A 26094-nucleotide genomic window follows, 5' to 3' on the forward strand; every position below is an offset into this window, starting at 1 on the left:
AGGGGACTGGCCAGCGGCCAGCCCCTTACGTTGAACGACTGCTTCAGGGCTGCGAATTTGCCGCAGCCGGCGCCCGCTCCGGGTCGATCGCCACCCGTCTCGACGTGCCCTCCAGCCACTCCTCTCCCCGGCAGCAAGGCCCTCACGCCCCCACACGCCGTCCACGAAAAAGGCCCCTCGTGAGGGGCCTTGTCGTTGGCGAGGAAGGGCTTGGGCTCAGGCCGCTTCCGTCAGCGCCTTCTTCATCTTCTTCATCGCGGCCACCTCGATCTGGCGGATGCGCTCGGCGCTGACGCCGTATTCGGCGGCCAGCTCGTGCAGGGTCATGCCGCCGGAGGCGTCGTCGTTGACCTTGAGCCAGCGCTCCTCGACGATGCGGCGGCTGCGGTCATCCAGCACCGCGAGGGCGCGGGTGATGCCGTCGCCGGCCATGGAATCACGACCCCGGGCCTCCAGCACGCGGGTGGGTTCCTGGCTGTCGTCGGCCAGGTAGGCGATGGGGGCGAAGCTCTCGCCGTCGTCGTCGGTCTGGGGCTCCAGGGCGACGTCACCGCCGGCCAGGCGCGTTTCCATCTCCAGGACTTCCTCGCGCTTGACGTTCAGCTCGCGCGCCACGTGCTCGATCTCGGCCTCGCTGAGGCTGGCGCGCTGCACCTGGCCGTCCGCCGCCTCGCCCTTCAGGCTGTGCTTCATGGAGCGCAGGTTGAAGAAAAGCTTGCGCTGGGCCTTGGTGGTGGCCACCTTGACCATGCGCCAGTTGCGCAGGATGTATTCGTGGATCTCGGCCTTGATCCAGTGCATGGCATAGGACACCAGGCGCACGCCCTGCTCGGGGTCGTAGCGCTTGACGGCCTTCATCAGGCCGACATTGCCTTCCTGGATCAGGTCGCCCTGGGGCAGGCCATAGCCCAGGTATTGGCGGGAGATGGAGACGACCAGGCGCAGGTGCGAGAGCACCAGCCGCCCTGCGGCCTCCAGGTCACCCTGCTCGCGCAGGCGGCGGGCGAAACCCTGCTCCTCCTCGGGAGTGAGCAGGGGCATGCGGTTCACGGCAGAGATATACGCGTCCAGATTGCCCAGCGACGGGAGCAGGGCCCAGGGATCGCGAACAGTCAGTGCTTGGTTGGACATGGATGTTTCTCGCTTTCGGTGAAGCCTTTCCTGGCTTCGACCCCACTCATATTAGCACTCAAATGCGAGGAGTGCTAATCGTCGAGAAAAATCCCTAAGTGATTGATTTGTATGAGGTTTGTTCAGTCCATCAGGCCGAAGTCCGGGCTGGCGATCATGGCTTCGATGTCCAGGAGGATCAGCATGCGCTCATTGATCGTGCCCAGGCCGGTGACGAAGCGGGTGTCGATGGAGGCCCCGACCTCCGGCGCCGTGCGGATGGCCGAGCGGGTCATCTCCAGCACGTCGGACACCGAGTCCACCACCATGCCCACCACCCGGCCGACCACGTTCAGCACGATGACCACGGTGAAGGCATTGGTCTCGGCCTCGCAGCCCAGGCGGATGCGCATGTCCACGATGGGCACGATCACGCCGCGCAGATTCACCACGCCCTTCACGAAGCTGGGCGAATGGGCGATGCGTGTCGGGGCCTCGTAGGAGCGGATCTCCTGGACCTTGAGGATGTCGATGCCATATTCCTCCGCGCCGATGCGGAAGGTCAGGAACTGGAGGGCGGCAGGCGAGCTGTCGGTTTCCACCAGGGCGGTTCCAGGGGCGGGGGCGAGTGCGGTCGATGTCATGGACGGTGTTCTCGGGACGATGCGGGCGCGGGAGCTCTTTACCAGCTATTGTGCACAGGCGGGCGGGGCCCCCGCTGATGGAAGTGCCCTGCGGTGCGACGCAATGCGCGCTCCGCCGCGCTGCATCCATGCCGGGCCTCAGTGGGTTGTACCGTCCTCGAAAAGGGCATCCAGCTGCGCCAGCAGGGCCGGCAGGTCCAGGGGCTTGGTCAGATAGGCTCGAACGCCCAGGGCTCGGGCAGCGGCCTGCTGCTCGGGCAGCGCGTTCGCCGATACGACCAGCACCGGCAGCTCCGCCAGCCCAGGCTCCTGGCGAAGCTGGCGCAGCACGTCCAGGCCGTCCATGTCCGGCAGCTGCATGTCCAGCAGGAGCAGGTCGGGGCGCTTGCTGCGCAGGGCCTGCAGGCCGCTGCGACCGTCGGCCCGCAGCTCGCAGTGCAGGGAGGGGCGCAGGTCCAGCATGGCCATCATCAGCTCGGCATTGACGGGGTTGTCCTCGATGTAGAGCAGCTCGTGCTTGCGGGCATAGCTGCGCCGGGCGACGCCAGGCAGCTCATGGGCGGCGATCTGCGGCGCATCCGCGGCTGGCAGGCGCAGCACAAAGCAGGCGCCGCAACCGGCTGCGGGCTCGAAGTCCAGGCTGCCGCCCATCAACTCGGCCAGCCGGCGCGAGATCACGAGGCCGATGCCCGTGCCTTCGATGCCGCCGTTCTCCTGGCCCAGGCGGTTGAAGGGCTGGAAGAGCTGGGCCTGCTGGTCGAGCGTGAGCCCCGGGCCGTCGTCCTGTACGCGGATCTCGATTTGCCCGGATGGGACAGCCTCGCTGCTGACGCGCACCTCGCCGCCCTTGCGGTTGTACTTGATCGCGTTGCTCAGCAGGTTGCTGAGCACCTGCTTCAGGCGGGTTGTGTCGGCCTGCACCCAGCGGGCTCCCTCCGCCAGGTGCAGGTCGAGGCGCATCTCCTGCCGCTGCCACTGCGCCTGCAGCAGCGCCGACACCTCCTGCAGCAGCGCCGGCAGATCCTGCCGGTCCAGGCTGAGCCGCATGGCGCCGCTCTCGATGCGGGAGAGGTCCAGGATGTCGTTGATCATGTCCAGCAGGTGCCAGCCGGCCTGCTGGATCTGGTGCGTCCACTCGTGCTGCCTTGGGGTCAGCGGCGGCTGCCCCTCCAGGCTCAGCAGCTGGGCAAAGCCGAGCATCGCGTTGAGGGGCGTGCGCAGCTCGTGGCTCATGCGAGAGAGGAACTCGTTCTTCGCCGCGCTGGCGGCCTCCGCGGCTTCCCGGGCACGCTCCAGGTCCCGCAGCCGGCGCTGGTCACCGATGTCCTCGACCACGCCCAGCAGGCTGTAGGGCTGACCGTCCTCGTCGCGCAGAACGCTGACCAGGGCGCGCACTTCCACCACGCTGCCGCGGCGGTCCAGGTAGCGCTTGATGCGTTGGTAGCTGCTGAACTCGCCGCGCAGCAGGGCCTGGCTCATGCGGATGTCCTGCTCGCGGTCATCGGGGTGCGTCAGGTCCAGGGTACGGCGGCCCAGCAGGGAGGCCAGGGGATAGTCCACCATCTCGCAAAAGCGCGGATTGGCCTCGCGCACGGCACCGTCCAGCTCGGTGAAGACGATGCCGATGGGCGCGTGCTCGAAGATGTTGCTGAAGCGGCGTTCGCGGTCTTTCAGCGCGGCGGTGGCGCGCTCGCGCTCGGCGATCTCATGGCGCAGCGCTGCCGTGCGGTCGCGCACCAGGGCCTGGACGCTGCTGGTGCGGCCGGTCACGCTCAGCAGCAGCGCGCCCAGCAACGCCGTGCTGAAGAGGGCCACGACCACGAAGGGCAGGCTGCTGGCGCTGGCGATGGCGCCCAGATCGTTGCGCGGCAGGTAGGCGGCGAGCGCCCAGTGTCGGCCGGCGAAGTCGATCTGAATCTCGCGCTGGGGCAGATCTGCCCGGCGCGCGATGCAGCCCGGCGTCCCTGCGAGCTGGCGGGCTTCGCCGTCGCTGCGGTCCAGCAGGCACAGTAGAAGGCCCTTGGGCGACTGCGGCACCTGGGCCAGCAGCAGGTCCGGGCGCACGGTGGAGAAGACCACGCCGGCTGGCGCGCGCATCGCGGGCATGGCGACCGGCCGCACGGCCCGGTAGACCACCACCCCCTGGGTCGGCAGCTCGTACTGGCTGAGCATGAAGGCGGCGCTGGCCACGGGCCTGTGGCCCTGCAGCGCCGCGAGCAGGGCCTCGCGGGCATGGGGGATGCTCAGCACATTGGTGCCCAGCGCGGCGCGGTTGGTCTGCTGGGGCTCAATGTGGCGTATGACCACCATGGCTTCGTCGGCTGGTGGCTGGACATCGCCGCGGCGCTGGCGGTCGCGGCTGCGGAAGTCCGGCAAGCCGTCCTGAATGGCCGCCTGGTCCAGCAGCGAGGCGTCTCGGCGCTCGATGCGGGCGGCAAAGCCCAGCGCGCTCACGGTGTCATCGATCCAGGGGCCGGCCACCTGGCGGAAGGTCTGCTGGCTCATGCCGGGGGCCTGCTCCAGTTGCAGGGCCAGGGCCTGCACCGGCACCAGGGGCTGGAGGATGGCCTGCCTGGCGGTGGCCAACAGACCATCGGCCTCGCGCTCGAAGGCATTGCGGGCCGCGTCGTAGTTCCAGGACTGAACCAGTTGGGTGCCGTAGGACATCAGCAGCGTGGCCAGCAACAGCGGCAGGGCGACGTTGAGGCGCCGCGGCGCCCAGATCGCGTGAGGCCGGCCGATCAGGCACAGCAGGATGGGCGCGCCGATCAGCACGCCCAGCGCATCGCCCATCCACCAGGACAGCCAACTGTCCAGGGTCTGCTCCGCTGCCAGCGCGCCGCCGCTGCGCAGAGTCAGCGTTGCCACGGTGGCACTGACCAGCCCGGCCACGCCGGCACCGAGCACGTTGAAGCGCAGCAGGTCCCAGGGCTCGACCAGCAGCAGGGTGCCGGGCAGCACCCTGCGGATCAGCAAGGTGCCCGTCACGGCCTGCAGCATGGCGCCCAGGCCGATCAAGCTGGAGCTCAGCCAGGACATCTGCCCCCGCTCCTCTCCCAGCACCAGATTGAGCAGCATGGAGCCCAGCAGCACGCCCGGGCTCACGCCCAGCCCCCAGCACAGCAGGGCCGCCAGGGCCAGGCCGGCCGATGGGAAGAGGGGGATGGCGTAGTTCGGCGCCATGGCCAGCTTCAGACACAGCAGGCCGACGCCGGCATAGCCGAGGGCGAGGGCCAGGATGCGCCACAAGGTCTGCTGCAGTGCGCGGAAACGCTCGTTGGATGTCATGGTGGAGGCCGCCTGCCGCTGGGCAGGCTCAGCCCGCCTCCTGGTGCTGAAGGTCATGGAGGATGGCGCCGAGCGCATCTGCCACGAACCGGGTTCTTGGCAGCTCGGCGGCACGCCGATGCGCCACGAGGAAGAGCTCGGCCTGGACCGTCGGCCCGAGCGACAGCGCCAGCCGGACCAGTCCCTGTGTCAGGGCGTGCGCATGCGGCGCGACCGCCAGGACCATGGCGCCCACGCCCGCGCGGCAGGCGGCCAGCTGGACCAGGTAGTCGTCCGAGCTGAAGACGGGGCGGAAGTCAGGGATGGCGGCGGCCAGCGCCTGGTTGACCGGCAGGTGCTGGTAGGGCGGGGCCCAGACGATCCAGTCGACCTGCTCGGGCCGCGGCCGCTCCGGCAACCGGCGGGCATAGTCCGGGCTGGCGTAGGCGGCCAGGGGGCAGCGCAGTTCGGCCAGGGTCAGCAGCTCGGCGGAATTGGGGCGCTCCAGGCGCAGCGAAAGCTCGGCCTCGCCGCGCGCCAGGCAGAGGGTCTCCACCCCCGCAAGCACCTCTAGCTGCAGTCCCGGTGCCGACTGGCGCAGGCGCCCGGCCAGCGGGGCCAGCAGCTCGAAGGCGGGCCCCGGCGGCGCCGCGATGCGGACCTTGCCCTCGAGGCGGTGCGTCGGCCGCTTCAGACGGGTCTCGGCTTCCTGGGCCCACTCGGCCATGCGCTGGGCGGCCGGCAGCAGGCGCTCGCCGGCCGCTGTGAGCTCGCAGCCCTGTGCGCGGCGCATCACCAGGGGCTCGCCCACGCTGAGTTCCATGTCCGCCAAGCGGCGGCTGACGGTGGCCTGCCCCAGCTGCAGGCTGCGCGCGGCCTGGCTCACGCTGCCGCCTTCCGCCACGGCCAGGAACAGGCGCACATCGTCCCAACTCAGGGGTCTGCTAGGCATCGGCGCTTCCAGAAATGGATGGATCCATGCGAATTTAGCGCATTGTCATGTTCAAAACCGGATGGGACCATGCGCCCCATCGGCCCTCAGGAGTCCCCGTGATGCCCCGCACACTTTCCGCCCTCCAGCACCCTTGCCTGTGCTCACCCGCCTGCCGGTCCACCAGTCCGTCCACCCGGCCGGGCGGTCGGGCCCGGGCACCACATGGGAGGCCGGGCTCCACGGCGGCCCACGGCGCTGCGACGGCTTTGCGGCCGCCCCGCGCGCTATGAGGCGGCGCATGCGCCTTGCCCGTTTGCTGGCCATGCCGCTGCTGATGCTCCTCCCCGCCGCCTGCTGCACCGGTCGGGTGCCGCGGCTGCCTGCCGACCCGGACCATGCGCCCATTGCCTTACAGGAAGCTGTGCAGTTGGGCGGCAGCCGGCAGTGGCTTCTGATCCGCGGGGCGGACCGCAGCAAGCCCCTGCTGCTCTTCCTTCATGGCGGTCCGGGCAGCCCCTACATGGGCTTCGCGCAGAAGTTCCAGGCGGCGCTGGAACAGCATTTCGTGGTGGTGCAGTGGGACCAGCGCGGCGCCGGAAAGTCCTATCCCGGCACGCCGGCGGAGTCCATGACCGTGCAGCAGTTCCAGTCGGACACCCACGAGCTGGTGCTGCATCTGCGCCGGCGCTTCCAGCGCGAGCGCCTCTTCCTGCTGGGGCATTCCTGGGGCGCCTACCTCGGCATCCACGAGGCCTGGCGGCACCCGGAGAACCTGCATGCCTTCGTGGGCACCGGGCAGCTGATCGACCTGCTCGAGCAGGAGCGGCGGTCGCACCGCTGGGCCCAGGCTCAGGCGCGCGCCCGACACGACGACACCGCCGAGCGTGAGCTCGCCGGCCTGGGCGAGCCGCCCTATGCCGACACCGTCCGCGGCATGAGCACCAAGTACGGAAAGCTGTGGGCCTACGGCGGCATGATAGAGGGCGAAACCGGCCCCGGCCGCTTCGTGCGGGGCATGCTGGGCAGCCCGGACTATTCGCTGCGAGACCTCTACCACTTCGTGCGCGGCAGTCGCTTCTCCCTGCAGCAGCTGGCGCGCAACGAGGGGGCCGGCTTCTGGTCCCTGCAGGCTCCCGGCCCACAGCCCCGCTTCCGGACGCCCATCTACTTCATCGCGGGCGAGCAGGACCGCGTGACGCCCACCTCGCTGGTGCGGGCCTACGCGCAGTCGCTGGAGGCGCCGGACAAGCAGGTCTTCCTAATTCCCGGGGCGGGCCATTTTGCGTTCTACACCCATCCCGAGCGCTTCAGCGAGGCCGTGCTGGAGGCGCTGGCGCGCCCGAGGCCGGTCGGCGAAGGCGGCAGCCGATGAGCCATGAAAAAGGGCCCTCGAGAGGGCCCTGTGCTGCTGGATGGCAGGATCAGGCTGTTGATGCAGTCCGCAACAAGCCTGCGCTCCAGCAAATCTTCAAAAATTTTTCGTCGGCCAGGACAAAGCGCGCCGGCAATGAAAAACGGCATCGCCTGGATGAGTCGATGCCGCGTTGGGGGTGCATGGGGGCCATGCTTCATAGGGCAAGAGTGCTCAGCGGGATGGGTGTCGGTGGTAGGCCATCTGCGAAGGGGTTTATCTTCCGGCCATCATTGGGAAGAGGTCGCCAGAAGCATGGAACAGCGACCCCGTACCCGGCGTCGATTTCGGTCGTGGCCTCGGCGATTGAAATATCGGCCCGCTGTGAAAACTCGGCAGTCGTCATGGTGCGACTGCCGGGTGCTGCTGAGAGTTTTGCCGAATTCACATCAATCTCCTCAGTTGCGCCGTTGAGGAGGGAGCGATGCAAGCCAGCGCTCGGCTTCACTGCGGACGATGATCGTGCGCCTTCCCAGTTTTTTGGCTGCCAGCCGCCCGCTCTTCAGTTCTGCATAAAGGGCCGTGCGGCCAATACCGGCCCAGAGGCAGAAGTCGTTCACTGAGAGAGTTGCGCTGGCAAATTGCGCGGATTCCTGTTGCATACGGCACCTCGTTGCTTGTTGATGGTGCCGCATGTAGGCAAACGCGGTTGGGTGCCTCTAGTTAATCGCTCCGGTATTCCATGTGCAGCCTTCTATAGGGCTATGGAACACTGGTCCAGTTTGCTGAAAATGGCGAGCACCCCAGGCGCCTCTTAGAGAATCTGTCTGTCATTCCGAAGGATCGGTACCAACCCTGTATCCCATCGCACGGTAGCCGCGCTGCCGTTTGTCCCACATCCGAAGCAATGCCGGGTGACCGGTATCTATGAAGTCGATGATCCGCACGTCAGTCTTGCTGGCATGCTCCCGGTGCAAGCGCCCGGCATACTGCTGCAGCGTGCCTTTCCAGGAAACCGGCATGGCCAGCACCAGCGTGTCGAGTGGTGGATGATCGAAACCCTCACCAACCAATTTTCCGGTTGCCAGAAGCACACGCGGCGCATCGGGCGGCAGCCCATCCAAGTCAGTCAGCAACGCAGCCCGCTGTTTTCTGGACATGCGGCCATGCAACACGAAGGGTGCTGGAGTCAGATCGTCGAGGAATGCCCTCAGCGCATCAAGGTGTTCCGTGCGTTCTGTCAGAACGAGCACCTTGCGCCCCTGCTCATAGGCAGCCTTGGCTTCGGCCGCAATGGCTTCGGTTCGTGGCAGATCACTGGCGAGATGGCGAAACACATCCTGGATACCTGCATCGGTCGGCAGGTCGATCTGAGTGAATCGAGATCGAGGTACTACCTCAAGATCGTGAGGCGCACTGGCCGGCTTGGCTGCTGTGTACCGAATTGGCCCGCACTGCATGAAGATGATCGGCTGCTGACCATCACGGCGGATCGGTGTCGCTGTCAGCCCCATCACGAATTTAGCCCTGGTCCGTTTCAGGATGGCGTCGAATGACACTGCGCCGACGTGGTGGCACTCGTCCACGATCACCTGCCCATAGTTTTCGACCAGTGGATTGACCTCACCCTGGCGGGAGACGGACTGCATCACTGCGATGTCAATCTTCCCTGTGGGTTTTGCCTTGCCACCGCCGATGGTGCCTACCACGCCTTTGCCAACGCCAAGAAAACTCTGAAGGCGTTCTTGCCACTGCTTGAGCAATTCGGTTCGATGCACCAGTACCAGGGTGTTCACGCCTCGGCGTGCGATCATTGCGGCGGCAGTGACCGTCTTGCCAAAGGCTGTTGGTGCGCACAGCACGCCGGCGTCGTGCTGCAGCATTCCCGCAACGGCAGCCTCCTGATCTAATCGCAAGGTACCGGCGAAAACCACATCAATTAGCTCGCCGCCAAAGCGCTCGTCGCGCAGTTCACAGGCGATACCGTTGTCCCGCAGCAGAGTCAGCGCCGCATCGAGACAGCCGCGTGGCAAGGCGATGTGCCGCGGATAGTTCTCGGCATTGCCGATGACTCGCGGCTTGTCCCACACGGACATACGCATGGCTTGGGCCTTGTAGAACTCAGGGTTCTGAAAGGCGGCCAGACGGATCAGGCGGTTAGCCAATGCCTGCGGCAGTTGTGCCTTCTCGAAGTAGACCAGGTTGGCCAGCGTCACGGTGAGCGACTTCGGCATTTGCCCGGCCAACTTATTTGTCGGCGCGCTCTCCCGCTTCCAGGGCGTGGCCAAGTCCTCCTCATCGATGAAGTTGACATCCAGTGGATGCACGCCGCCCGTCGCTCGCAGGATGGTCCGGTCGATGTCGTGCGCGGCCATCGGTTGGATGGAGGCCAAGAATGCCCACTGATCTGGGTAGGGGCGCAGATCAGCATCGACGAACACGCTGCAGCCGTTTTCGCGGGGCCACTTCTGCAGCGGCAAGGCGATCAGATTGCCGAAGCCGCCCTTGGGCATCGTGTCCTGGTTGGGAAACAGGCGGTCGTAGGACTCCAGCTTCAGTTGACGGGTGCGCGAGCAGGTATGGCTGATGATCGCTGTGCCCAAGCGTCGGGCATCACGGGCGGAAACGCGGCTGGCGAAGAACACCCACGCGTGCGCGCCCTTGCCTGATCTCGAAACTTCCAGCGCAGCCGGCACCCCCAGCTCTTCGCAGGACTGTGTGAAAGCTCGCGCGTCATCACGCCAGTCGGCCTCGTCAAAATCGACTGCTAGAAAATAGCATGTGTCATCCTCCAGCAGCGGATAGATGCCCACCGTGTGTTCGCCAGCCAGATGGTCATAGATCACCGCATCTGACAACGGGATCAGCAGGCGATTGCTGCAGTCGCCGCATTTGATGCGTGGCTTTTCGCAGATGCCGGCGCGCCATTCGTTGGCGCACGCGGGGGTGTAGCCCGGCTTGCCTGAAGTTTTGCTCTCCCAGCGGATGGGATAAACATCCGTGCGCCCGCGAAACAGCCGCCGAAATAGCGCTAATTTCTCAGCAGTAGAAAGCCGGGATGGTTCCGGTTCTTGAGCCATAGCTACGGCAGGCTGCGGCAACCGCCACTCAATGCCGTGGGCTTCGAGCAGTGCGATCAGGCGGGTGTTCTCGGCCTGGAGAATGGCAAGCGCGTTCGGGTTGGTCATCGGGCGTTCGTCATGCCGCTAGGCGTTCGCGGAACTCCTCTCGTTTCGACCAAGCAATCGGCGTGATGTCATAGCTGCGCAGGGCCTCCTGCACGGGATCGCTGACCTTGCGATCACGATCATTCAGCACGGCGAATGCCAGGGAGTCGGCTGGCCGAACGTCCTTGGTATCGACCCAAGCGAATGCGGCGCTTTGGGCGTTGTCTTTGTTCGGGTTGTTGATAACCCGCAGAATCCGCTCGGGCGCATGCTTGGACTTGGGCACGACGAAATCAAACTGGTGGTTGTAGCGACTGTGCCCCACGAAGTTCACCCTCGGTGTGTAACGCACGTCGGCATCGTCCAGCCAGAGCGCCACATCTTCAAAGAAGAAGCTCTCGACATTGGCGCGTGCTACGTAGAACAGATCGTTGACCGCCAGGATCGCCTGCACCAGGCTGTGCTTGCGCAGCGCAAAGTTGTCCTCAGTTGCCTTGATTTCCAGCGAATCAGTGTTCTGCTGTACGCCGAAACCATTCAGCGTGGCGGCCAAGAGCGCCTTGCGGCGCGGCGTATCGATTTCGCAACCTGACTGAGCAAGGTCAGCCAAGGTATATCCGTCGTCGGTCAGCATCCATTCATTGCCCTGTTGGCGCAGATAGATCTGGATGTAGTCGTTGTGCCGGTCCAGGTATGGCGTCGTGATCTCCACCCAGCCATTGATCTCCCGCCATGCAGTCTTGGCCTTAAGCCAGTCGTAATAGCTCCGGATCAGATCGTGAGTGGTCTTCATGAAAACAACCCTCTCACGATATTGGGCTGCTCCTCGACACCGCAGTAGGTCATGAAGTCGTGCAGCACCTGCCAGGCGTCCTCTGGCTTGCTGAGCATGCCATCGGGGATGGCCACCGCCCATTTGTCGCCGAATCCTTCCCGGTAGACGTGCAAATGCGGCACGCCGACCTCGGTGCCGTCGGGGTTGCGATGCGGCGCCGCGAAGTCGAGTCGGGCCAGTACGATGACCTGCCGCCCGCGCGCTTGATACCCGGTGGTCAGCGCAATGCGTTTGCGGTTGATGTCCAGCGAGAAGCGTTCACGCTCATCGCGTGACACCAAGGGCACCTCGATGCGCCCGCCCAGGTCGGGGAATTGGAAAGCGTCCATCGTCGCAGGCTTTTTGGGCATGCGCAGCAGGGTTTCGGCATCCGCTTGTGAAAGTGCGTCATCGGCCATTGGTTTCTCCCTTGCTTATGTTTTGAACGCCCGTTCCAGCGTCGCGGGCAGAAGTGCGGCGTTGGCTTCGCGGATTGCGGCATGTTTGGTCCTGAGGGCCAGCACATGCTGGTAGATGGCGCGGAGTTCAAGCTGCTTGACCATCGGGGGCACCGGCATCTCATAACTGAGGAATGCAGCAGGCTGCAATCGGCGGCGACGAGCATTCGTGCCGCCACTGATCTCCGCCAGTGTCGGCCACACATCCGGCGTGCGGAAGTAGATGTCGAGCACTTCGGGCAGCACGGCCTCAGTGTTAACCGTGAATACCGGAAACTCGGGTGACACCACCATGCCGTCGCACTCTGGCGGCACGACGCCCAATGCACCCTCCCAGGCCATCAGCTTGGGATAAATGAAATCGCCGGCACGAACGATGGACAGCCGTTGATAGGCAAACTCGCTGCCCATCTTGATCGCACTGGGGAACACTCCTCGCCCGAAGGAGTAGACGCCCGCAAAACGGTACTGGGTTGTGCCGTCCACGGCCACATCTGGCTGCCGTTGCGAGACCAGCGCCGACAGGCGGCGTTTCGCTGGCCGCTCGCCCTGGCGGCCAAATATGTAGCCACGGATCAGATGCTCGGCATCGCGCTCGACGGCATCCAGATGCGTTTCGACTTGCCGGGTTTTCTCGGCCAGCGCGTCGAGGCGGGCGACGAGGGCTTGTTGTTCAGCCAGCGGCGGCAGTGCAATCTGCTGATCGAGAAAACGTTCTTCCTTGATACGAACCCGGTTGGTTGTGCCCTCGCTGGCTGCCTTGCACAACTCGACAAATGGCGATGAGCGGACCAGCCAGCCCATGAACGCCGCATCACACCGGTCCAGGTCACGAAACCCGAATGATGGGAAGTCGTTGCTGACGATGGCGCCGTCGAGTTCTTGCGGCACCAGACCAATCGCGCCATTGCGTGCGTCGATCTTGGACAGGATCAACTGATTGGCTCTGACCACCCTGCGCACTGAAACGACATCGCTGCCACGTACTTTGCCCCGGCTGACAATACCTTTGCCCCAGAGCTTGATCGTCACCTCGTGGTATTCGGCTGCTGGATCAAGCACAGCGGATTCGTCAGAGCGATATAGCAACTCGCCCAAGGCGACTTTGGGCCACGCTTTCATACGCCGCCCTCCGCGTTACCGCGTGCGGGCCTACGCGCTTCCAACACCCGCCGTGTCTTATCCAGTTCCTCTGCCAGCAGTTTTTCATCCGGCAGCACGGTCTGGTATTCGGCGGCCAGCACCTTGTTGGGCAGGCCTTCCAGGGCGTAATGGGCTTCGTTGCTGCCCTTGCTTGCACACAGGATCAGGCCCACTGGCGGGTTCTCGCCGGGCTTCATCCAGTGCTCGCGGGCATAGTTCAGGTACAGGTGCATCTGCCCGGCATCGGCATGGCTGAACTTGCCGATCTTGAGGTCGATCACCAGCAGGCACTTGAGGCGGCGGTGGAAGAACAGCAGGTCAACCCGAAACCAGGTGTCGTCCAGCCGTAGGCGACGCTGGCGGCCGACAAAGGCAAAGTCGTCGCCTAGTTCCAGCAGGAAGTCAGCCAGATGCTGGATCAAGGCGTCTTCAAGGTCGGACTCGGAATACTCATCCTTGAGGTTGAGGAACTCCAGCACGAAGGGGTCTTTGATGGCCTGCTCTGGCGTGATGGCGTCACCGGGCTCAGCCACTTCACCCTTTTCCAGCATCGCGGCCTTGTTGTGCGAAAGCGCGGTGCGTTCGTAAAACTGGCTGTTGACCTGGCGGTCGAGCTGGCGCACCGACCAACCGCAACGCAATGTCTCGGTTTCATAAAAGGCCCGCGCCTGCGGGTTCTTGACCGAGAGCAGGCGCACATAGGCTGACCAAGGCAGCGGGAAGGCTTGAGCGAGTGCAGCCAGGTCGAAGGATTTCCAGCTCAGTGATTCGGAAATCGCGCCTGAAGCCAATTCCCCAGACACTGTCTGCGAAAACCGGGAGGGGGGCAATTTCGCAGACGCTGTCTGCGAAATCTGCTCTGGTGGCCAGACAAGGTAGAACAGCCGCATCTGTTCCAGATTGCGCTCCGAAAACCCTCGGCCAAACCGGCTAGACAGGTCAGCAGACAGGCGTTTGAGCAGGGCCTGCCCGTACTCGGCTCGTTCTTTGCCGCCTTGCTCGAATTCGACGATGCGCCGGCCGATTTCCCAATAGGAGGCGGTCATCAAGGCATTGACGCTGCGTGCGGCAGCATGACGCGCCGCTTCCAGCAACGCGACGATGTCGGTGTGGACGGCGACGTAGTCAGCCTGATTCGGCGTGGTCGGCACGGTGGGTGCTGTCATGCCTGCACCTCGGTAACCAAGGCTTCGATCTCGCCCAGCAGGCGCATCACCTCAGCCTCATGGCTACGCATGGCAGCGATCAGGTCTTTCGGGTCAGCATGTTCCAGCCCGGCCTTGGCGTTCGGGTTCTTGAGGTCCAGGTTGTAGATAGGCCAGTACAGAGCATCGCCTTCGGCCTGTGCCGCCTTGGCGGTCTGTTCGTGGGTTTGCTGTTCGGCCTTCAAGGCGCGCAGTTGATCTTGCAGGGCAGCCTTGTTGCCATTCGTGGCCGCCTGAATGGTTTGCTCCAGCTCGCGGATGGGCTTGCCCAAGGCGATGGCGGCATTGCGCGCGGCCTCGGCCTTTTGCCAGTGCGGCGTGGCGGCCTCGACGGCGGCGGCGCGCTTGGCAGCAAAGTCCACCTTCCAGGCTTGCGGCCCTTCCTCGCGGGCGTTCCACCACGCCTGTGCCGGCGCGAATTCCTCAAACTGCAAGGGGGCTGTCTTGCTGTACTTCTTGCGCCCTTCAGGCAGCGGCAGCTCGTAGTACCAGATGGTGTCAGTCGGGCCGCCACGCTCGAAGAACAGCAGGTTGGCCGGGATGTCGGTATAGGGTGCGAACACGCCCTGCGGCAGGCGCACGATGGTGTGCAGCTTGAATTCCTTGAGCATCTCCTCCTTGATGACGGCGCAGACGCCATCACCAAACAGGGTGCCATTGGGCACAACCACGGCGGCACGGCCACCATGGGTAGCCGGTTTGCCGCCAGGCACCGGAGCGCCGGCCACGCGCAGCTTGCGCATGATGTACTGCAAGAACAGCAGCGCGGTTTCCGCAGTCTGCATATTGGGCGGGAAGTTGGCTTTGATGCCGACCTCTTCCTCGCCGCCAAAGGGCGGGTTGGTGAGGATCACGTCCACGCGCTCGCTGTGGCCGATTTCATTGATTCGCCGCTCCAGCGTGTTGCCATAGGCGATCTGCGGTGCTTCCAGGCCGTGCAGCAACAGGTTCATCTGCGCCAGCATGTAGGGCAGTGGCTTGGCTTCCTGCCCATACAGGGTGTCGCGCTGCAAGGCGCGACGCTGATCCGGCGTGGCCACCTGTGGTGCGATATGGTCGTAGGCCTCGACCAGGAAGCCGCCCGTGCCACAAGCCGGATCGAGCACTGTTTCACCCAAGCGCGGGTCGGTTACCTGCACCATAAAGCGCACGACCGGGCGCGGGGTGTAGAACTCGCCGGCATCGCCCGCTGCATCACGCATCTCGCGCAGCATGGATTCATACAGGTGCGAGAGGGTGTGGATTTCCTCGCTGGCCGAGAAATGGATTCCGTTGATCTTGTTGATGATGTCGCGCAGCAGATAGCCGCTGACCATGCGGTTCTGCACGCCCTTGAACACATTGGCAATGACTTCGCGCTGGCTGCCCTTCTCACCCTCGCCTGCAAGGCCGCGCAGATAGGCGAACAGGCCCTTGCCAGTGCTGCCATCGGTGCGCACGGTGAATTCCTGGCTGATAAAGGCCAGCAGCTCATCGCCGTTGATGCCATCTTCCCTGGCCGCCCAGTCGCGCCAGCGGTAAGGCGCCTCGATGATGGGCTGATAGCGCTTGCCGTCGAGTTCGGCCTCTTCCTCGTGCACGATTTCGAGATCGTCGAGGAACTTGAGGAACATCACCCAGGTAAGCAGCGGCAGGCGATCCACGTCGCCATTGAGCCCCTTGTCCTTCCGCAGAATCTTGCGGGCCGTGCCGATCAGCGCCGAGAGGTTTTCACGGGTGGTGAGCGGCGCCTTGGCTTTGCGCGGTGCTCGGGTCTTCTTCTCGCCGGTCGGCGTCGTGGTCTTGGCCATTGAATCAGGTTCTCGTTATTGGTAGAGCGCGGTCTGGAGCTGGGAGATGGCGTCCTTCATGCCCCGCACGCCGCCGAAGTGGCGGGTGGCGATCTCGGAAGGACTGCCGAAGCGGTCGAAGGGTTGCACCTTCATCAGCTCGGACAGCGCATTGAATTGCAGGATGCCGCGCTCGATGTAGCGGTCGAGCAGCAGCGTCAGAATTTCGCGGGCGGTATCGCCGTGTTGGGCGAACAGGTCTTGGGCCTGGCGCTTGGCCGCCTCGGCGCGCTGGCGACGGGTGAGCAACGGGGCGTTCCAGGCCAGATGGCATAGCAGGTCGAACGGATCGGCATCCGGCTGTTCGCTGCTGGAGGCCAGCTCCTCAAAGCTGATGCCGCGTTCGGTCAGCTCACGCAGCACTTCGGCGCGGGTGTCGGGGTTGGCCCAGGCCGATTGCAATGCCTCGCGCGTGGGGTACAGGGTGCGGACAGCGCGGCCGGAGTATTCGGTGTACTTGACCACCTGTAGCTTCTTGCCATCGGTGTCGAGGTCGTAGACCAGATGGCCAATGACTTCGACTTCTCCTCCGTCGATGTAGAACTTGCGCGGCTCGGCAGGTGGCTCCGTGATGATTTCGCCGCCACCCGATTCGCCGTCCTGTTCCGGCTCGACCAGGTACTCGGCTTCGGGCTCTGCAACGCCGGGGACTTCTTCTGCGGCGGCCTCGACCACTTCGCCGGTTTCATCGACAGTCACCTCTTCGATTCGCGCCGGATCGCCATCGAAATCCGGGTCGGCAAAGTGACGCGTGGCCGTGCCAGTGAAGTCGATGATGTTGAAGTATTCCTTGCCGTAATCAACCTTCAGCCGCGTGCCGCGACCGACGATTTGCTTGAACTCGGAGCGAGAGCCCACCACACGCGCCAGCACGACGTTCTTGACCATCTCGGCATCGACGCCAGTAGTCAGCAACTGAGACGTGGTGAGGATGACGGGCGTAGGCTTATCCACGTCCTGGAAGTGCGATAAATGGGTGAGGCCAATCGCACCCTCATCGGCGGTGACACGGCAGACGTAGTCGGGATACTGCTTGACGAGGTCACTGTTCAGATTCAGCAGTTCCTGTCGCATCTCGGCCGCGTGTTCCTGATCGACACAGAACATCAGGGTCTTGGCGAAACGGTCGGTGCCCTTGAGTAGATCGGTCAGGTGGCGGGCCATAGCCCGCGTGCGGGAGCGCAGCGCCACGACGCGCTCGAAGTCCTTAGTCTGGTATTCCTCATCGGGCACTTCGCGGCCGTAGCGATCCAGCTCGTCCTTGCTTGGGCGCCAGCCGGCCGCATCGACGGTGGTGATGACCCGATGCACGCGATAGGGTGCGAGGAAGCCGTCTTCGATGCCCTGACGCAGGCTGTAGGTGTAAACCGGGTTGCCGAAGTATTCGTAGCTGTCGCGGGACTCCTCGCGTAGCGGCGTGGCCGTCATGCCGAATTGCACAGCCGGCTCGAAGTAGTCGAGCACTTCACGCCAGGCGCTTTCGTCACGGCTGGAGCCGCGATGGCATTCGTCGATGATGATGAGGTCGAAGAAGTCCGGGCGGTACTGACGGAACACGTCAGCGTTGGCGGTGGTCAGCGCCTGGTAGATGCCGAAGTACATATCCCGGCTCTGGCTGGTGTCCCCGCCCGCAATCTTGTGTCGGGCATCGCTGAAGGGCGCGAACATCTTGGCCATCGGGTCATCCACCAGGATGTTGCGGTCGGCCAGAAACAGAATCTTGGGGCGGCGGTGCTCGCCCGTTCGGTTCCAGCGGCTGCTCCACAGCTTCCAGCAAATCTGGAAGGCAACACAGGTCTTGCCCGTGCCAGTGGCCAGCGTGACAAGGATGCGCTTCTGCCCGAGCAGAATGGATTCAATCACCCGGTTAATCGCGATCTGCTGGTAGTAACGCGGCACCTTGCCGGAAACAAGATTGAACGGTTCCAGCAGGTGAGGGGCTGTCGCTGCTGGCAGTTGCGTGGCAGCGGTCAGGCGGGCGAACAGCTCTTCGGGCGTGGCGTAGCGATCCACCTCACGTTCGGTGCCGGTCGTGTAGTCGATCTCGATGATGCGGTGGCCGTTGGTCGCGTAGGCGAACTTGAGGCCGAGAATCTCGGCGTACTCACGCGCCTGCTGGACACCGGTTTCGGCGGGGAGGCCGATTTCCTTGGCCTCGACCACAGCCAAGGGGTAGTCGCGGCGGTAGTACAGAAGGTAGTCAGCCCGCTTTTGCTTGCCGCGCCGTACCTTGCCGCCTGCAACGATGATCCGCCCATTGGTGAAGGTGCGCTGCTCGCCAATGGCGTGCGGTGCAGCACCCCAGCCAGCCTCCACCAAACGGGGGGTGACGAATTCGCGGCAGGTATCCGCTTCGGTGATCACGCCCTCTTGCATTGCCTCCCCCTTCATCTTGTCGCTCTTCAGTCGATCAGGATTTTGAAACTGGTCGCCAGCGCAACGGGCTCGATCTCGCGCACGTTCTTCTTCAATGCCACCAGCCCATAGCCTTCCATCATCCGCAGTGAGCGCGACAGGTTGGGCACTTGCCTCCCGGTCAGCTCCGCCAGCGCCGTCAGCGACTTGGGATGCCTGTCCCGAATAAGTCGCAATAGGGCTTGGTTGTCCTCGGACAGCACTGCAGCCATCGTGGCCATTGAAGGAAACCAAACGGTCGGCGCATCCTTGCCGGATGGCGACTCGGGGTCACCAGGGCGACGAATACCAACAACGCAGCGCTTCATGTCGAGTGTCCTGATCGGCGTAGCCAGATAATGCGGTCATCTTATCAATGTGACACAACTGCAGCCAGGATTTCGTGGGCGAGGCGGTTTCCAAACTGCTCGGATGAATTGCCTATGCGCGATCAGTGCAGGGGGTGACTGGCCCGTCGAGAAAGCTGAAATCGCGACTCAATGCCTGGCGCCTGCCCTCAAATTGCCCGCAAAACCCCGCAAAAAGCTCGCCTGAGGCACCTGGCCAATACCAAGCAAACCGTAACTATTGCTGTGGTTGTGAAGTGCCGCCTTCGGGGGCTGTGGCCGGGCTTTCGGCCGATGCCGCTTTGATCGCGGCCTGCTTCCATTGATCCAGCAGGTTGGCCCACTGCTGCATCATGTCGGCACGATCCTTGAAGTAGTCGGCGTGGTTGTAGGTGCGACGGACCGAATTGGGCTCTTCATGTGCAAGCTGGCGCTCGATCCAGTCTGCCGAGTAGCCCATTTCGTTGAGGCGGGTGCTGCCCGTGGTGCGGGTTGCATGCGGGCTGAATTTTCCGGCCCAGCTCAAAGCGTTCAGCATCTGGCGGAACGATGCGGTGACCATTGGCTTGGATCGCTCGTCCCGATGCGGGAAGACATGCTTCCGGCTGCCCGAGATAGGGTGCATGCTCCTGAGTAGCGCAACGGCTTGTTGGGGCAGCGGAATCAGATGCTCCTTGCGCTTCTTCATGCGCTCGGCGGGGATGCGCCAGATGGCGGCGTCCAGGTCGAATTCAGCCCACTCCGCCTCAATCACTTCCGATGGGCGCGCCAGGGTCAGCCACATCAGATTGAAGGCGCATTGAGTCTGGTAGTTCCCGCCGTGGCCATCGACATCCGCAAGCAGTTGCCCGATGTCGCTTGAGGATAGGGGACGCTTGTGCTGCGTCTTGTTGGCGACCAGTGCCTTTCGGACCGGATAGACTGGATCGGCGGCGGCGCGGAGGGTGGAAACCGCGAACTCAAACACGGCCGACATGGTGCGCTTGGCCTCCCAGGCAACGCTGTTGCCGTTCTGCTTGTCGGCGCGCTTGAGGATGTCGAGGATGTGGACCGGCGTGATTTGCTTGGCGGGCATGCTGCCGATGTACGGAAAGACCACGCGTTCCAGCATGTTCAACCGGCGCTTCTTGGTTACTTCTTCCCAATCGCGGAAACCAACCCATTCGCGGGCGATCACCTCAAAGGTATTGGCGTGCTCCACCCCGATTTGAAGTCGATCCAGTTTTTTTTGTTGCGTCGGGTGGATGCCCTTCATGACCAGCTTGCGGGCGGCCTCGACCGCCTCTCGTGCCTCTTTGAGGGGCAGGGCGGGATAGCTTCCGAGTGCGTAGCGGTTCTCTTTGCCGAGCAGCCGGTACTTCCAGCGCCACAGCTTCGAGCCGTTCGGCTTCACCTCCAGATAAAGACCTGCTCCGGCCGCGATCTTGTAGGTCTTCTATGTCGGCTTGGCGGCTCTCAGTGCAGCATCGCTGATACCCCGCTTTGGGGCACGCCTCGGCGGGCTGCTGGGGGCATCGAAATCGACCGTTTCCTCAGCATTCATGCGGGTTTCAGCCGTTCTACTGGGCATGTTTTCTCCTTGCGGAGTGGGGGCATGCTTGCCGTGCCCCCACCGATGCCCCCATTAAGCTCAACTGCTCACGAACATGCAAGATCATTCGCGAACGAATTGGCCTTTATTTCTGAGGGTTTGCCGCGTTTTGCGAACAGCGGCGAACTCCCAAAAACATCACTTCCTGCTTAGACGTTAAACAGGAAGTTCAGCACATCCCCATCCTTGACCACGTAGTCCTTGCCTTCGGCGCGCATCTTGCCCGCATCCTTGGCACCGGCCTCGCCCTTGAACTGGATGAAGTCTTCAAAGGCGATGGTCTGGGCGCGGATGAAGCCGCGTTCGAAGTCGGTGTGGATCACGCCGGCGGCCTGCGGGGCCGTGTCGCCCTTGTGGATGGTCCAGGCGCGCACTTCCTTGACGCCGGCGGTGAAGTAGGTTTGCAGGCCCAGCAGGCCGAAGCCGGCGCGTATCAGGCGGTTCAGGCCGGGCTCGTCCTGGCCCATCTCGGCCAGGAACATGGTCTTGTCCTCGTCGCTCATCTCGGACAGCTCAGCCTCGGTCTTGGCGCAGATGGCCACCACCGGGCCCTTCTGGGCTGCGGCGTATTCCTTGAGGCGGTCCAGGAAGGGGTTGTTCTCGAAGCCGTCCTCGGCCACATTGCCCACGAACATGGCCGGCTTGGCCGTGATCAGGCACAGGGGCTTGAGCACCACCAGCTCCTCCTTGCTGAAGTCGATGGAACGCACCGGCTTGCCCTCGTTCAGGACGGCTTCGCACTTCTTCAGCACCTCGACCAGGCGCAGGGCGTCCTTGTCGCCGCCGGCCTTGGCCACCTTGGTGTAGCGCTGCAGGCTCTTCTCGACGGTGGACAGGTCGGCCAGGCACAGCTCGGTCTGGATGACCTCGATGTCGGAAATGGGATCGACCTTGCCGTTGACGTGGATCACGTTCGGATCTTCGAAGCAGCGCACCACGTTGACGATGGCGTCGGTCTCGCGGATGTGCGACAGAAACTGGTTGCCCAGGCCTTCACCCTTGGAGGCGCCTGCCACGAGGCCGGCGATGTCCACGAATTCCACGATGGCCGGCACGATGCGCTCCGGCTTCACCACCTCGGCCAACTGGGCCAGACGCGGGTCCGGCAGCTCCACCACGCCCACATTGGGCTCGATGGTGCAGAAGGGGTAGTTCTCGGCGGCGATGCCGGCCTTGGTCAGCGCATTGAAGAGGGTGGACTTGCCGACATTGGGCAGGCCCACGATGCCGCATTTGAGGCTCATGGAAGGCTTTCTGAGTGGCGCCAGGGCTGGCGTGGACGCAAAAGTGGACGCGAAAGGGCCGATTTTAAGGTGTCTCGCCCGCCCGGCGGCGGCCCGGCGCGCGGCTGCCTACAATCGCGCCATGGATCCCTATGACATCCTCATCCGCGGCAGCGGCATCGTCGGGCGCAGCCTGGCGCTGCAGCTGGGCAGCCAAGGTCTGCGCGTAGCCCTGCTGGGCGAGCGCGAGGCGCGGCCGCGGGAGCACGGGGGCCCGCGCGAGGATGTGAGGGCCTATGCGCTCAATGCCGCCTCGGTGGGCCTGCTGCGTCAGCTGAAGGTCTGGGACGCCTTGCCCGAGGACGCGCGCAGCCCCGTCTACGACATGTGCATCCGCGGTGACGCTGCCGGCAGTCAGCTGGGTTTCTCGGCCTGGCAGCAGGGGGTGTCCGAACTCGCCTGCATTGTCGATGCCGGCGAGCTGGAGCACCAACTGGCCCTGGCCCTGCGCTATGCGCCGCGGGTGGACGTGGTCAGCCAGGCCGTGCCGGCGGCGCTGGAGGCCCTGTGCGAGGGGCGGGAATCCCGCCGTCGCGCCGAGCTGGGTGTGGCGTTCGAGCCGCAGGCCTACGGTCACCGCGCGATTGCCGCCCGCCTGACGAGCAGCTTGCCGCACCAGGGCGTGGCCCATCAATGGTTCCGCTCGCCCGACGTGCTGGCCCTGCTGCCCTTCGAGCGGCCTCAGCCGGCCAGCTCCTACGGCCTGGTGTGGTCCCTGCCCGAGGCCCGCGCGCAGGAGCTGCTGGCTCTGCCCGTGGACGCTTTCGAGGCTGCGCTGGCCGAGGCCACCGGCGGCGCGGGCGGCACGCTGCGCCTGGCCGGCCAGCGCCAGAGCTGGCCCCTGGCGCTGGCCCGCGCCGGGGCCGTGTCCGGCCCGGGCTGGGTCCTGCTGGGCGATGCTGCTCATCTGGTGCACCCGCTGGCCGGACAGGGCCTGAACCTGGGGCTGGCCGATGTCTTGGCGCTGAGCCAGATCATCGCCGAGAAGGAAAGCTGGCGCAGCCTGGGCGATGCCCGGCTGCTGCGCCGCTACGAGCGCGCCCGGGCCTTGCCGACCCTGGCCATGGGGGAGCTGACCGATGGTCTGCTCAAGCTGTTTGCCAGCGAGGCAGCCCCCCTGCGCAGGCTGCGCAACGAGGGCCTGCAATGGCTGGACCGGGCCGCGCCGCTGAAGCGCTGGCTCACCGCCCGAGCCTTGGGGCAATGAACACAAGCGGGCCCCAGGGGTTCCGATCCACAAGAGGAAGATGATGCACGCGATGAACTTTGCACGCCTGGCCGCCGCCGGCCTCCTGGCCCTGGCCGCGACGAATGGCTGGGCCAATGAGGCGGTGATCAAAAAGGCCCTGGGCGAGCGCCTGCCGGGCTTCAAGGTGGACGAGGTGCGGCCCACGCCCATGCCCGGCATCTGGGAGGTGCGCACCGGCTCCGAGCTGCGCTACACCGACCCCGCCGGCAACTACCTCATCGAGGGCGAGATGCTGGACCTGCGCGCCAAGAAGAACCTCACCGAGGAGCGCGTGGCCAAGCTGACGGCCATTGAGTTCGCCAACCTGCCGCTCAAGGATGCCGTGGTCTGGAAGACCGGCACCGGCAAGCGCAGGATCGCCGTCTTCGCCGATCCCAACTGCGGCTACTGCAAGCGCTTCGAGCGCACCCTGCAGGAGGTCAAGGACGTCACGGTCTATACCTTCGTGATCCCCATCCTCGGACCTGACTCTGCAGACAAGACTCGCTCCATCGTCTGCGCCAAGGACCAGACCTCGGCCTGGCGCAACTGGATGCTGGACGGCACAGCGCCCACCAGGCCCGAAGGGAAGTGCGACGATTCCGCCATCGAGCGCAACCTTGCTTTCAGCCGCCGCCACCACATCAACAGCACGCCGGCCATCCTGTTCGAGGACGGCAGCAAGGTGCCGGGCGCCATCAGCGCCGAGCAGGTGGAGCGCAGGCTGCAGGCCCTCGCTGGCAAGTCCTGACCCCCGGGGGCCGAGCGGCCCCTGACCCTCCCAATCCAGTCCACCTCATCTCCACGCCGCCATGTCTGAACCGGCCCTGCGTCCGCTGCCCCTGAATCCCATCGCCGTGCGCCTGGGCCACCTGAGCCTCCTGCCTTTCGTGCTGGGCGTGCTGCTGGTGTGGCTGGTGCGGGCGGATGTGCATGTCTATGTGGTGGATGGTCTGTCCATGTATGCGGCGCTGACCGTCGCGATGCTGGGCGGCATCCACTGGGGCCTGGGCATGCGGCAGACCGTGCCCTCGCCGGCCCCCTTCATCTGGGGCACGGTGGCGGTGACCGGGGCCTGGGTGGGTGCCATCATGCAGGCCTATGCCGGGCTGGTCGTGCACGGCGCGATGCTCATCGCCTGCTATCTCTGGGACCGCCGCCACTATCCCGGCCTCGGCGCCGCCGCCTGGCTGACCCTGCGCTTCAGGCTCAGTGCCGTCGCCGCCCTGTGCTGCTTCCTGGGTGCTGCGGCGACCTGAGCCGGCCCCCCCATGTTCGCCACCGACGCTCGCCCACGATGATCCACTACCGCGTCTCGACTGCAGCGCCCCATACCCATCTCTACGACGTCCAGTTGACGGTGCCGGCGCCGGGCGCAAGTCAGCGCCTCTCTCTGCCGGTGTGGATCCCGGGCAGCTACATGGTGCGCGAGTTTTCCCGCCACCTGGGCCCGATCACGGCACGCCAGGGCCGCCGCGAGCTGCCCGTGCGCCAGCTCAGCAAGAACGAATGGCAGGTGGACGGCCTGGGCAAGGGGCCCCTGGTGCTGAGCTACCAGGCTTATGCCTTCGATACCTCGGTGCGCTGCGCCTTCCTCGACGCTCAGCGAGGCTTCTTCAACGCGGGCAGCCTGTGCCTGCAGGTGGAGGGCGCGCAGGACCAGCCGCACCAGATCCAGTTGGCAGACCTGCCCCGTGCCTGGCAGGTGGCCACGGCCATGCCGGCGGCCGGCGGAGCCCGCGCGCGACACCTCTACCAGGCTGCCGACTACGACGAGCTGCTGGACCACCCCTTCGAGCTGGGCACCTTCTGGCGTGGCGAGTTCCAGGCCCGGGGTGTGCCCCATGAGTTCGTGGTGGCGGGCGCCCTGCCCATCTTCGACGGCGAGCGTCTGCTTCGCGATGCCCAGCGCATCTGCGAGGCCCAGATCGACTTCTGGCATGCGCAGGGCCGCAAGCGGGAGGCGCCTCCATTCGGGCGTTATGTCTTCCTGCTCAATGCCACGGAAGACGGCTACGGTGGCCTTGAACACCGGGCCAGCACCGCCCTGATCGCCGCCCGCCGCGACCTGCCGCGCCTGGGGCAGGCCGAGACCAGCGACGGCTATGTGCGCCTGCTGGGCCTGATCAGCCACGAGTACTTCCATACCTGGAACGTTAAGCGTCTGCGCCCGCGCGACTTTGCCCGCTTCGACTACGCGCAGGAGAACTACACCGAGCTGCTGTGGTTCTTCGAAGGCTTCACCTCCTACTATGACGACCTCTTCCTGGTGCGCGCCGGCCTCATCGAGGAAGCCCGCTACCTCAAGCTGCTGACGGGCAATGTCAACACCGTGCTGTCCGGCCCGGGCCGCCTGCGCCAGTCTGTCGCGCAGAGCAGTTTCGAGGCTTGGACCAAGTACTACCGCCAGGATGAGAACAGCCCCAACAGCATCGTCAGCTACTACGTCAAGGGCTCCTTGCTGGCCCTGTGTCTGGACCTCAGCCTGCGTGCCGGCGGCAGCAAGGGCGCCAGCCTGGATGCGCTGATGCGCAAGCTCTGGCGCGAGACGCCGGAGCGCCTGCTCGACGAGGCGCAGGTGCTGGCGGCCGTCGAGTTCCTGGGCACGGCCGAGTTGGCCGCTCAGCTGAAGGACTGGATCCACGGCTGCAAGGACCTGCCCCTGGCGCCCCTGCTGGAGAAGTTCGGCGTGCAGTGGTCGGCCGACAAGCTGGGCACCGCCCAGCGCCTGGGCCTGCGCGTGAACGAGGCCCAGGGCGTGCTGAGCGTCAGGCAGGTCTTCAGCGGCGGCGCGGCTGAGGCCGCGGGCTTGCAGGCCGGTGATGAACTCATCGCCTGCAATGGCTGGCGCCTGCGCAAGCTGGACGACGCCCTGCTGAGCCTTGACCCCAAGGCGCCCCAGCGCCTGGAGCTCTGGGTGGGGCGCGAGCAGCGCGTGCTGACCCTGCCGTTGCGCCTGCCTCTGGACCGCCCGGCTGGCGCCCCCGTGCTGCTGAGCCTGACCGACAAGGCCCCGGCCCGGCTGCAGAGCCTGCGTCGGGCATGGCTGCACGGCGGCTGAAGCGCCGCACGCTCTGGGGTGGGGCCGCACTGGCCCTGGCTGTGCTGTGGCTTCACGGCCTGGTGCTGGAGCGGCTCGCAGACGAGATGGCTGGATGGCATGAACAGGCCCCCATGCCGCCGCGCCTCAGCGCCGCCTTTGTCCGCACGCTCAGGCCCAGTGCGCCGCCCGCCGCGAAGCCGGCGGTGCCCATCCCTCTGCCCGCGAGGCCTGCAGGGGGCAGGGCCGCCGCTTTGCCGGCCGCTGAAGCGCCTGCCGCCGCGGCGTC

The 26094-nt window shown here is 65.1% G+C and carries 20 protein-coding genes and 1 pseudogene; 6 read left to right on the forward strand and 15 right to left on the reverse strand.

Annotated elements, in window-relative coordinates; all coding sequences use genetic code 11:
- Positions 1-216: 216 nt before the first annotated feature.
- The 4 genes from rpoH to H5407_RS15535 all read right to left on the reverse strand — a co-directional run bounded on the left by rpoH (position 217) and on the right by H5407_RS15535 (position 5973).
- Positions 217-1131: an RNA polymerase sigma factor RpoH gene (gene rpoH, locus H5407_RS15520; RefSeq protein WP_183105371.1), complete on the reverse strand. Its 915-nt coding sequence runs from the start codon at positions 1129-1131 to the stop codon at positions 217-219.
- 122 nt (positions 1132-1253) lie between these two features.
- Positions 1254-1754 carry a chemotaxis protein CheW gene (locus H5407_RS15525; RefSeq protein WP_183105372.1) on the reverse strand — a complete coding sequence of 167 codons (501 nt, stop codon included), beginning with the start codon at positions 1752-1754 and terminating at the stop codon, positions 1254-1256.
- 138 nt (positions 1755-1892) lie between these two features.
- Positions 1893-5042 (reverse strand): ATP-binding protein, encoded by a 3150-nt coding sequence (locus H5407_RS15530; protein ID WP_183105373.1) that lies wholly within the window; start codon positions 5040-5042, stop codon positions 1893-1895.
- 28 nt (positions 5043-5070) lie between these two features.
- Positions 5071-5973: a LysR family transcriptional regulator gene (locus tag H5407_RS15535; protein WP_183105374.1), complete on the reverse strand. Its 903-nt coding sequence runs from the start codon at positions 5971-5973 to the stop codon at positions 5071-5073.
- Between the two features lie 280 nt (positions 5974-6253).
- On the opposite strand from H5407_RS15535, the gene H5407_RS15540 reads away from it, so the two are divergent.
- A complete protein-coding gene (locus H5407_RS15540) occupies positions 6254-7327 on the forward strand; it encodes an alpha/beta fold hydrolase (protein ID WP_183105375.1) in 1074 nt (357 codons plus the stop codon).
- A gap of 437 nt (positions 7328-7764) precedes the next feature.
- Here the strand turns inward: H5407_RS15540 and H5407_RS15545 are convergent, their stop codons facing one another.
- From H5407_RS15545 to ychF, 11 genes are all read right to left on the reverse strand, one after another.
- Entirely contained in the window at positions 7765-7968 is a 204-nt protein-coding gene (locus H5407_RS15545) for a helix-turn-helix domain-containing protein (RefSeq protein WP_183105376.1), read from the reverse strand.
- Between the two features lie 168 nt (positions 7969-8136).
- The gene (locus H5407_RS15550) at positions 8137-10494 is read right to left on the reverse strand and encodes a TOTE conflict system archaeo-eukaryotic primase domain-containing protein (RefSeq protein WP_183105377.1); all 2358 of its coding nucleotides are present in this window, start codon (positions 10492-10494) and stop codon (positions 8137-8139) included.
- Positions 10495-10504: 10 nt separating this feature from the next.
- Positions 10505-11266 carry a DUF1829 domain-containing protein gene (locus H5407_RS15555; protein WP_183105378.1) on the reverse strand — a complete coding sequence of 254 codons (762 nt, stop codon included), beginning with the start codon at positions 11264-11266 and terminating at the stop codon, positions 10505-10507.
- On the reverse strand, positions 11263-11706 hold the full coding sequence (locus H5407_RS15560) for a DUF6978 family protein (RefSeq protein ID WP_183105379.1): 444 nt from the start codon (positions 11704-11706) through the stop codon (positions 11263-11265). The genes H5407_RS15555 and H5407_RS15560 overlap by 4 nt, the downstream gene beginning before the upstream one ends.
- A gap of 15 nt (positions 11707-11721) precedes the next feature.
- A complete protein-coding gene (locus H5407_RS15565) occupies positions 11722-12867 on the reverse strand; it encodes a restriction endonuclease subunit S (protein ID WP_183105380.1) in 1146 nt (381 codons plus the stop codon).
- Positions 12864-14054, reverse strand: a complete 1191-nt coding sequence (locus H5407_RS15570) for a YhcG family protein (protein ID WP_183105381.1) — start codon at positions 14052-14054, stop codon at positions 12864-12866. The genes H5407_RS15565 and H5407_RS15570 overlap by 4 nt, the downstream gene beginning before the upstream one ends.
- Positions 14051-15883: a class I SAM-dependent DNA methyltransferase gene (locus H5407_RS15575; protein WP_183105382.1), complete on the reverse strand. Its 1833-nt coding sequence runs from the start codon at positions 15881-15883 to the stop codon at positions 14051-14053. The genes H5407_RS15570 and H5407_RS15575 overlap by 4 nt, the downstream gene beginning before the upstream one ends.
- A 15-nt stretch (positions 15884-15898) precedes the next feature.
- Positions 15899-18298 (reverse strand): EcoAI/FtnUII family type I restriction enzme subunit R, encoded by a 2400-nt coding sequence (gene hsdR / locus H5407_RS15580; RefSeq protein ID WP_183105383.1) that lies wholly within the window; start codon positions 18296-18298, stop codon positions 15899-15901.
- A gap of 26 nt (positions 18299-18324) precedes the next feature.
- Positions 18325-18645 carry a transcriptional regulator gene (locus tag H5407_RS15585; RefSeq protein ID WP_183105384.1) on the reverse strand — a complete coding sequence of 107 codons (321 nt, stop codon included), beginning with the start codon at positions 18643-18645 and terminating at the stop codon, positions 18325-18327.
- A gap of 256 nt (positions 18646-18901) precedes the next feature.
- Complete coding sequence (locus H5407_RS15590; protein WP_310737658.1) at positions 18902-20086, reverse strand: tyrosine-type recombinase/integrase; 1185 nt, start codon at positions 20084-20086, stop codon at positions 18902-18904.
- A gap of 317 nt (positions 20087-20403) precedes the next feature.
- Positions 20404-21498, reverse strand: coding sequence for a redox-regulated ATPase YchF (gene ychF, locus H5407_RS15595; protein WP_183105385.1), 1095 nt, complete (start codon positions 21496-21498; stop codon positions 20404-20406).
- A 121-nt stretch (positions 21499-21619) separates the two neighbouring features.
- Between ychF and H5407_RS15600 the strand changes: the two genes are divergently transcribed.
- The 5 genes and pseudogenes from H5407_RS15600 to H5407_RS24020 all read left to right on the forward strand — a co-directional run.
- A complete protein-coding gene (locus tag H5407_RS15600) occupies positions 21620-22744 on the forward strand; it encodes an FAD-dependent monooxygenase (RefSeq protein WP_183105386.1) in 1125 nt (374 codons plus the stop codon).
- Between the two features lie 52 nt (positions 22745-22796).
- Positions 22797-23516 (forward strand): DsbC family protein, encoded by a 720-nt coding sequence (locus H5407_RS15605; protein ID WP_183105387.1) that lies wholly within the window; start codon positions 22797-22799, stop codon positions 23514-23516.
- A 61-nt stretch (positions 23517-23577) separates the two neighbouring features.
- Entirely contained in the window at positions 23578-24024 is a 447-nt protein-coding gene (locus H5407_RS15610; RefSeq protein WP_183105388.1) for a DUF3429 domain-containing protein, read from the forward strand.
- A 38-nt stretch (positions 24025-24062) separates the two neighbouring features.
- Positions 24063-25826, forward strand: coding sequence for a M61 family metallopeptidase (locus tag H5407_RS15615; RefSeq protein ID WP_183105389.1), 1764 nt, complete (start codon positions 24063-24065; stop codon positions 25824-25826).
- Positions 25808-26094 (forward strand): annotated as a pseudogene (locus H5407_RS24020) (hypothetical protein); the annotation flags it as partial. The gene H5407_RS15615 and the pseudogene H5407_RS24020, both read left to right, overlap by 19 nt.

This window comes from Mitsuaria sp. WAJ17, from assembly GCF_014174515.1.
Lineage (GTDB): Bacteria > Pseudomonadota > Gammaproteobacteria > Burkholderiales > Burkholderiaceae_C > Roseateles_B.